At 67.0% G+C, this 8,041-nt stretch carries 9 protein-coding genes; all 9 read right to left on the bottom strand.

The window, feature by feature from the left end:
• Positions 1–567 precede the first annotated feature (567 nt).
• Positions 568–990 carry a F0F1 ATP synthase subunit epsilon gene (locus tag WCD84_RS12775; protein ID WP_343256073.1) on the bottom strand — a complete coding sequence of 141 codons (423 nt, stop codon included), beginning with the start codon at positions 988–990 and terminating at the stop codon, positions 568–570.
• A gap of 15 nt (positions 991–1,005) precedes the next feature.
• Entirely contained in the window at positions 1,006–2,415 is a 1,410-nt protein-coding gene (gene atpD / locus WCD84_RS12770; protein WP_343279597.1) for a F0F1 ATP synthase subunit beta, read from the bottom strand.
• Between the two features lie 105 nt (positions 2,416–2,520).
• Positions 2,521–3,384: a F0F1 ATP synthase subunit gamma gene (gene atpG / locus WCD84_RS12765; RefSeq protein ID WP_343279598.1), complete on the bottom strand. Its 864-nt coding sequence runs from the start codon at positions 3,382–3,384 to the stop codon at positions 2,521–2,523.
• Positions 3,385–3,469: 85 nt separating this feature from the next.
• On the bottom strand, positions 3,470–5,020 hold the full coding sequence (gene atpA, locus WCD84_RS12760; RefSeq protein WP_343256076.1) for a F0F1 ATP synthase subunit alpha: 1,551 nt from the start codon (positions 5,018–5,020) through the stop codon (positions 3,470–3,472).
• Between the two features lie 94 nt (positions 5,021–5,114).
• Positions 5,115–5,642 carry a F0F1 ATP synthase subunit delta gene (locus tag WCD84_RS12755; protein WP_343256077.1) on the bottom strand — a complete coding sequence of 176 codons (528 nt, stop codon included), beginning with the start codon at positions 5,640–5,642 and terminating at the stop codon, positions 5,115–5,117.
• 5 nt (positions 5,643–5,647) lie between these two features.
• Positions 5,648–6,118 carry a F0F1 ATP synthase subunit B gene (locus tag WCD84_RS12750; RefSeq protein WP_343256078.1) on the bottom strand — a complete coding sequence of 157 codons (471 nt, stop codon included), beginning with the start codon at positions 6,116–6,118 and terminating at the stop codon, positions 5,648–5,650.
• Between the two features lie 100 nt (positions 6,119–6,218).
• Entirely contained in the window at positions 6,219–6,518 is a 300-nt protein-coding gene (gene atpE, locus WCD84_RS12745) for a F0F1 ATP synthase subunit C (protein WP_343256079.1), read from the bottom strand.
• A gap of 112 nt (positions 6,519–6,630) precedes the next feature.
• Positions 6,631–7,428 carry a F0F1 ATP synthase subunit A gene (gene atpB / locus WCD84_RS12740; protein WP_343277281.1) on the bottom strand — a complete coding sequence of 266 codons (798 nt, stop codon included), beginning with the start codon at positions 7,426–7,428 and terminating at the stop codon, positions 6,631–6,633.
• Between the two features lies 1 nt (position 7,429).
• On the bottom strand, positions 7,430–7,813 hold the full coding sequence (locus WCD84_RS12735) for a hypothetical protein (protein ID WP_343256081.1): 384 nt from the start codon (positions 7,811–7,813) through the stop codon (positions 7,430–7,432).
• Positions 7,814–8,041: the final 228 nt, after the last annotated feature.

Here is an 8,041-nt window from a genome sequence, read left to right as displayed (position 1 = left end):
GCCCGGACCTTTTGCGCGGTGGTGGACGAGGGCAACATCGACGCAGATGTCGCAACCGGGTGGTCGTCACCGGATCAGCGGCACGGTCACGCCACGTCACACCACGGCCACGATCCGCGAGCGCGCGCCCGCTCTTGATCTCCATCCCGAAGCCAAGAAACGCCACGGCCCGTCCCGTGCACAGGGGGTGTGCGGAGAGCCGGCCATGGATGGCCGGCGCCCGGCCGCTGGGAGCAGGACGCGGAGACGGCCGGCGCAGCACACCCCCTGTGCACGGGACGGGCTGCGCGGACTACAACGGAGAAATGCGCGGCACGGGCAGCCAGAATCAGGACGGAGCTGCTCCTGACGCAAAAATTGGTCCCGCGCTGTCGTCGATCGCGGCTGTAGCCGCTCCCACAGGCTGGGGGAGGCGCCGCTCCCACAGGGTTGGGAGGCGCCGTTCCACGGGATTGGCCCCGGGTGGCGTGCGAGCCTTGGTTGGGAGAAGGCCCAAAAAAAAGCCCCGCATGGGTGCGGGGCTCTTTCACCGAGGCCATGGCCCCGGGCGCGGCGTCTTGCCTGCCGTCAGTGCTTCAGGTTCTTGCGCAGGCGCTCCAGCGCCTGCAGCTGCGCCGCGACTTCGGCCATCTTCTGCTGGGCTTCGGCGATGTCCATCGCCTCGCCGCGGCCGGCGAGCACGCGCTCGGCTTCTTCCTTGACCTTACGCACCGCGGCCTCGTCGATCTCGTCGGCGCGGATCGCGGTGTCGGCCAGGATCGTCACCACCTGCGGCTGCACCTCGAGGATGCCGCCGCTGATGGCGAAGTCGAGCTTCTCGCCGTTGGCCTGGGTGACCACGACCTTGCCCGGCTTCAGGCGGGTGATGAGCGGCGCGTGGCGCGGCGCGATGCCGAGCTCGCCCAGCTCACCGGTGACCACCACCATGGTGGCCTCGCCGCGGAAGATCTCGGCCTCGGCACTGACGATGTCGCAACGGATGGTGGTCATGGGTGCTTACCTGCCTCAGGCCTTTTCGGCCATCTTCGCGGCCTTCTCGACCGCTTCGTCGATGCTGCCGACCATGTAGAAGGCCTGCTCCGGCAGGTGGTCGTACTCGCCGTCGACGATGCCCTTGAAGCCGCGGATGGTTTCCTTCAGCGGCACGTACTTGCCCGGCGAGCCGGTGAACACTTCGGCCACGTGGAAGGGCTGCGAGAAGAAGCGCTCGATCTTGCGCGCGCGCGACACGGCCTGCTTGTCTTCTTCCGACAGCTCGTCCATGCCGAGGATCGCGATGATGTCCTTCAGCTCCTTGTACTTCTGGAGCGTCATCTGCACGCGGCGCGCGGTGTCGTAGTGCTCGTTGCCGATCACGTTCGGATCCATCATGCGCGAGGTCGAGTCCAGCGGATCGACCGCCGGGTAGATGCCCAGCGAAGCGATGCTGCGCGACAGCGCGACCGTGGAGTCGAGGTGGGCGAAGGTGGTCGCCGGCGACGGGTCGGTGTAGTCGTCCGCGGGCACGTACACGGCCTGGATCGAGGTGATCGAGCCGGTCTTGGTCGAGGTGATGCGCTCCTGCAGCACGCCCATTTCCTCGGCCAGGGTCGGCTGGTAGCCCACCGCCGACGGCATGCGGCCGAGCAGCGCCGAAACCTCGGTGCCGGCCAGGGTGTAGCGGTAGATGTTGTCGACGAAGAACAGCACGTCGCGGCCGCGGCCCGACTCGTCCTTCTCGTCGCGGAAGTACTCGGCCATGGTCAGGCCGGTGAGCGCGACGCGCAGGCGGTTGCCCGGCGGCTCGTTCATCTGGCCATAGACCATCGCCACCTTGTCGAGGACGTTGGAGTCCTTCATCTCGTGGTAGAAGTCGTTGCCCTCGCGGGTACGCTCGCCCACGCCCGCGAACACCGACAGGCCTTCGTGCGCCTTGGCGATGTTGTTGATGAGCTCCATCATGTTGACGGTCTTGCCGACGCCGGCGCCGCCGAACAGGCCGACCTTGCCGCCCTTGGCGAACGGGCACATCAGGTCGATGACCTTGATGCCGGTCTCAAGCAGCTCGTTGGCCGCGGCCTGCTCTTCGTAGCTCGGCGCGTCGCGGTGGATTTCCCACTCGGCCGACGCCTCGATGCTGCCGGCCTCGTCGATCGGGCGACCGAGGACGTCCATGATGCGGCCCAGGGTGCCCTTGCCGACCGGCACCGAGATGCCCTTGCCGGTGTTGTTGGCCATGAGGTTGCGCTTCAGGCCGTCGGTCGAACCGAGCGCGATGGTGCGCACGATGCCGTCGCCGAGCTGCTGCTGCACTTCAAGCGTGATTTCGGTGCCTTCGACCTTCAGTGCGTCGTACACCTTCGGCACTTCGCTGCGCGGGAACTCCACGTCGACGACCGCGCCGATGATCTGAACGATCTTGCCCTGGTTGCTCATCACTTAAGTCCTCTGGAACTCGCTGTTTTTTCTGTTTGTGGGAGCGGCCATGGCCGCGATTGGTCGGGACCGGGCCACCTGGCCCCTCCCACATGCATGTATGGATCAGACCGCCGCCGCGCCGCCGACGATCTCGGAAATTTCCTGCGTGATCGCCGCCTGCCGGGCCTTGTTGTAGACCAGGTTGAGCGTGTCGATCAGCTTGTTCGCGTTGTCGCTGGCCGCCTTCATCGCGACCATGCGCGCGGCGTGCTCGGAGGCGATGTTTTCCATCACCGCCTGGTACACCAGCGACTCGATGTAGCGGGTCAGCACGTGCTCGAGCACGGTCTCGGCGTCGGGTTCGTACAGGTAGTCCCAGTCATGGGTCACCAGCTGCTCGTCCGACGGCGGCAGCGGCAGCAGCTGGTCGAAGGCCGCGCGCTGGGTCATCGTGTTGACGAAGTCGTTGTAGACCACGAACACGCGGTCCTGGCGGCCTTCGATGAAGCCGTCGATCATCACCTTGACGATGCCGATCAGCTGCTCGACCTCCGGGTTGTCGCCCAGGTGGGTGACGCTGGCCAGCATGTCCACCTTCAGGCGGCGGAAGAACACCGTCGCCTTCTGGCCGATGGTGACCACGTCGACCTCGACGCCCTTCTCGTGCCACTGCCGGATCTCGCCCAGCAGCTTGCGGAACAGGTTGTTGTTGAGGCCGCCGGCCAGGCCGCGATCGGACGAAACAATGACGTAGCCGACGCGCTTGATCTCGGGCCGCTCGACCAGGAACGGATGCCGGTAGTCGGTATTCGCCTGTGCCAGGTGGCCGATCAGCTGCCTCATCGCGCGCGCGTAGGGGCGCGATGCCTTCATCCGCTCCTGCGCCTTGCGGATCTTCGAGGCCGAGACCATTTCGAGCGCGCGCGTCACCTTGCGGGTGTTCTGCACGCTCTTGATCTTGGTTTTGATTTCTCTGCCGCCGGCCATGTCTTCGCTCGCTCTGCTCGCTACGGGGTGCTGGATGCTGCTGTCCGGGGACCGGGGTCGGGCGACCCCGCATCCCTGGTACGCCTCACCAGGAACCGGTCGCCTTGAAGTCTTCGATGCCCTTCTTGAACGCCGCTTCGATCTCGTCGTTCCAGGCGCCGCTGCCGTTGACCTTGGAAACCAGCTCGCCGGCGGTATTGTCGAAATGCGCGTGCAAGCCTTCCTCGAAGGCGCCGATCTTGTTGACCGCCACGTCGTCGAGGAAGCCCTCGTTGACCGCGTAGATCGACAGCGCCTGGTGGGCGATCGACATCGGCTGGTACTGCTTCTGCTTCATCAGCTCGGTGACGCGCTGGCCGCGCTCGAGCTGCTTGCGCGTGGCGTCGTCGAGGTCGGAGGCGAACTGCGCGAACGCCGCAAGCTCGCGGTACTGCGCCAGCGAGATGCGGATGCCGCCCGACAGCTTCTTGATGATCTTGGTCTGCGCCGAGCCACCCACGCGCGACACCGAGATGCCGGCGTTCACGGCCGGGCGGATGCCGGCGTTGAACAGGTCGGTCTCGAGGAAGATCTGGCCGTCGGTGATCGAGATCACGTTGGTCGGAACGAACGCCGAAACGTCGCCGGCCTGGGTCTCGATGATCGGCAGCGCGGTCAGGCTGCCGGTCTGGCCCTTCACTTCACCCTTGGTGAACTGCTCCACGTACTCCTCGGACACGCGCGCGGCGCGCTCGAGCAGGCGGGAGTGCAGGTAGAACACGTCGCCCGGATAGGCTTCGCGGCCCGGCGGGCGGCGCAGCAGCAGCGAGATCTGGCGGTAGGCCACGGCCTGCTTCGACAGGTCGTCGTACACGATCAGCGCGTCTTCGCCGCGGTCCATGAAGTACTCGCCCATGGTGCAGCCGGAGTAGGCGCTGATGTACTGCATCGCCGCCGATTCCGACGCCGTGGCGGCGACGACGACGGTGTGCGCCAGGGCGCCGTTCTCTTCCAGCTTGCGCACGATGTTCGCGACCGTCGAGGCCTTCTGGCCGATGGCGACGTACACGCACTTGATGCCGGTGCTCTTCTGGTTGATCACCGCGTCGATGGCCATCGCGGTCTTGCCGGTCTGGCGGTCGCCGATGATCAGTTCACGCTGGCCGCGGCCGATCGGGATCATCGCGTCGACCGACTTGTAGCCGGTCTGCACCGGCTGGTCGACCGACTTGCGCCAGATCACGCCAGGCGCCACGCGCTCCACCGGGGCGGACAGCTTGGCGCCGATCGGGCCCTTGCCGTCGATCGGCTCGCCGAGCGCGTTGACCACGCGGCCCAGCATCTCCGGGCCCACCGGCACTTCGAGGATGCGGCCGGTGGTCTTGGCCACGTCGCCCTCGCGCAGGTGTTCGTAGTCGCCGAGCACCACGGCACCGACCGAGTCGCGCTCGAGGTTCAGCGCGAGCGCGAAGGTGTCGTTGGGCAGCTCGATCATTTCGCCCTGCATCACGTCGGCCAGGCCGTAGATGCGCACGATGCCGTCGGACACGGAGGTGACCGTGCCCTCGTTGCGCGCTTCGGCGGCCAGCTTGACCGTCTCGATGCGGCTCTTGATCAGTTCGCTGATTTCAGAGGGGTTGAGCTGGGTGCTTGCCATTTCCGGTTCCTCGGTGCGCGCCAGCGGGTGGTGCGCGGTAAGTGGATCTTGTGGTGGCGTCGCGCCGGCCATCGCCGGACCGCAACGGCCCTGTTTACTGGTTCAGTGCCGTCTGCAGGCGGCCGAGCTTGCCGCGCAGCGAACCATCGATGACGACGTCCCCGGCGCTGATCACCGCACCGCCGATGAGCGCGGCGTCGATCGCGGTTTCAACTTCGACCGCAGTGCCGAAACGACGCTCCAGCGCGGCGCGGATAGCGGCCATCTCGGCTTCCGGGAGCTCGGCCGCCGAGGTCACCGTCGCGCGCACGATGCGTTCGGCTTCGGCGCGCAGGTCTTCGTACAGGCCCGCGATTTCCGGCAGCTGGGCCAGGCGACCGTTGCTGGCCAGGAGTGCGAGGAAGCTGCGCTGTTCCGCCGTCGCGGCCGCGGGTGCCAGCAGCGTGACCGCGTCGGCGTCGGTGAGCGACGGGTGGCCCAGCAGCGGCGCGACCTGCGGATCGGCCGCGACGCGGGCGGAGAACGCCAGCGCCTGCGACCAGCCCGCGAAATCGCCTCCGTCGCGCGCGATCCCGAAGGCGGCGCGGGCGTAGGGTCGGGCGAGGGTGATCTCCTGGCTCATCGGACTCAGATCTCCGCGGCGAGTTCGTCGAGCAGCGCCTTGTGGGCGTTGGCGTCGATCTCACGCTTCAAGAGCTTCTCGGCACCGGCCACGGCGAGCGCGGACACCTGGCGGCGCAGGTCCTCGCGGGCACGGTTGGCCGAGGCTTCGATTTCAGCGTCGAACAGCGCCTTCTGCCGGATCGACTCGGTCTGCGCTTCCACGCGCGCGGCCTCGACGATCTGGTTGGCGCGCTGGTGCGCCTGGTCGATGATCTCGTTGGCCTTGCTGCGCGCGACCTTGAGCTCCTCGCCCGCCTTGTCCTGGGCCTGCGCAAGCGCGCGCTGGCTGTTGTCGGCGGCGGCGAGGCCCTCGGCGATCTTCTGCTGGCGCTCTTCGATGGCCTTGAGCAGCGGCGGCCAGACGAAGGTGGCGATCAGCCAGATCAGCGCAGCGAACGAAAGCGCTTGGGCGATCAGGGTGAGATTGATGTTCATGGCAGTGCCTGTCGTGTTGGTCGGGGCATGCGGGGCGCATGCCGGCCTTGCTGCGGGGCGCGGGCGGCGGGTGCCGCCCGTGCCGTGCGCGGCGAGGCGATCAGCCGGCCAGCTGCGCCAGGGCGTCGGTCCACGGGCCGATGAACGGGCTGGCGAACGCGAACAGCAGGCCGACGGCGACCGAGATGATGAACGCGGCGTCGATCAGGCCGGCGGTGATGAACATGCGGACCTGCAGCACCGGGATCAGCTCGGGCTGGCGCGCGGCCGACTCGAGGAACTTGCCGGACATGATGGCGAGGCCGAGACCGGCGCCGAGCGCGGCGAGGCCGACCATGATGCCGATACCGAGGGCAGTGAAGGCCTGGACCTGGGCAAGCGTGGTGAGGATGGTTTCCATGGTTATCTCCGGGCGTGGTGCTTTGAGGGTTGGACGAAAGGGTTGGGGTGGAGCTGGAGTTGGAGCTGAAAAACCTGAACTTGAACTGGAACCGGGAACTGGAGCCGGGAAGTCAGTGGCTGTCTTCCGACAGGCTCAGGTAGACGATCGACAGCATCATGAAGATGAAGGCCTGCAGCGGGACCACCAGGATGTGGAAGATCATCCAGCCCAGGCCGAACACCGCGCCGCCGAGCATGCCGATGATGCTGGCACCGCCAAGCACCCAGATCAGCAGGAACACGATCTCGCCGCCGAACATGTTGCCGAACAGTCGCATCGCCAGCGAAACCGGCTTCGAGATCCACTCGACGATGTTGAGGATGAGGTTGAACGGCATCATCCACTTGCCGAAGGGCGCGGTCAGGAATTCCTTCGTGAAGCCGCCCAGGCCCTTGGAGCGCAGGGCGAAGAACAGCATCAGGAAGAACACGCTGATCGACATGCCAAGCGTGGCGTTGACGTCGGCCGTCGGCACCGGCTTCCAGTACTCCACGCCCACCCATGCAAGCGGGATGGCGAAGAAGTCCGCCGGGATGAACTTCAGCATGTTCATCAGCAGGATCCAGAAGAACAGGGTGATCGCGATCGGCGTCACCAGCTTGCTGGTCCCGTGGTACGTGTCCCGCGCCTGGCGGTCGACGAATTCGAGCATGATCTCGACGAAGGCCTGCCACTTCCCGGGCACGCCCGCGGTGGCGCGGCGGGTGGCGATCCAGAACAGGAAGGTGATCAGCAGGCCCATCGCCACCGAGCTGACCAGGGTGTCGACGTGCAGGGTCATGAACGACCCCTCGCCAACCGACGCGGTCAGGTTCTGCAGGTGGTGCTGGATGTAGCTGGTGGGGGTAAGGTCCGCCGCAGCCGCCATTTCAAGGATTCCCGTTTCGATGTCCGCTGGCCATGGCCAGCACCTGTGCCACCAGGGCGACGATCACGCCCCCGATCACTGCGAGGGGCGGCAGCCGCACCACGCCGATCGCGACCACCAGCACCGCGATCACCACCACCCACTTCGCCAGCAGCCCCAGCACCATGCGCGCAAGCGCGCCGGTGGCCGGTGCGATCCCTCCACCGAGCGCCAGCACGCCGTACAGCGCGCCGCCCGCGGCGATGGCCGCCCCTCCTGCCACCGCGCCCAGCGACCACGCGGATCCCTTCGCGAGCAGCGCAAGCGCCAGCGCGGCGACCGCGACCACCTGCCAGGTGATCGTGCGCCGCACCAGCCGCGAACCTGCGGCAAGGGGATTCAACATGGCGTCCTTGGGTGTGGTGCGGGAGCCGGCCAAACAAACTGGCCCCGTCTAGCCCCGGAATTATAGCAGTCGAATCGGGGCCGGGGCCAATGGGAGAAGTCGGGCGGCTGAACGGGGTGTCAAGGAGCCCCGGGACGGCAGGTCCACGCCCAAGCCCGGGGCGGCTGAACGCGACGGCTGCCGGGCGAAACCTTTTCGCGATCCCGCTGTCTGACCCTGTGCGCGGCC

Origin of the sequence: Luteimonas changyuni (assembly GCF_039548395.1) — a bacterium.
Lineage (GTDB): Bacteria > Pseudomonadota > Gammaproteobacteria > Xanthomonadales > Xanthomonadaceae > Luteimonas.
Note: the sequence above shows the minus strand (reverse complement) of the source record. Positions and strands in the feature narration are given on the sequence as shown.

Coding starts and splice junctions, on each gene's coding strand:
- WCD84_RS12735 (WP_343256081.1), bottom strand. CDS start 7,813: ATGTTGAATCCCCTTGCCGCAGGTTCGCGGCTGGTGCGGCGCACGATC.
- WCD84_RS12750 (WP_343256078.1), bottom strand. CDS start 6,118: ATGAACATCAATCTCACCCTGATCGCCCAAGCGCTTTCGTTCGCTGCG.
- WCD84_RS12755 (WP_343256077.1), bottom strand. CDS start 5,642: ATGAGCCAGGAGATCACCCTCGCCCGACCCTACGCCCGCGCCGCCTTC.
- WCD84_RS12775 (WP_343256073.1), bottom strand. CDS start 990: ATGACCACCATCCGTTGCGACATCGTCAGTGCCGAGGCCGAGATCTTC.
- atpG (WP_343279598.1), bottom strand. CDS start 3,384: ATGGCCGGCGGCAGAGAAATCAAAACCAAGATCAAGAGCGTGCAGAAC.
- atpA (WP_343256076.1), bottom strand. CDS start 5,020: ATGGCAAGCACCCAGCTCAACCCCTCTGAAATCAGCGAACTGATCAAG.
- atpE (WP_343256079.1), bottom strand. CDS start 6,518: ATGGAAACCATCCTCACCACGCTTGCCCAGGTCCAGGCCTTCACTGCC.
- atpD (WP_343279597.1), bottom strand. CDS start 2,415: ATGAGCAACCAGGGCAAGATCGTTCAGATCATCGGCGCGGTCGTCGAC.
- atpB (WP_343277281.1), bottom strand. CDS start 7,428: ATGGCGGCTGCGGCGGACCTTACCCCCACCAGCTACATCCAGCACCAC.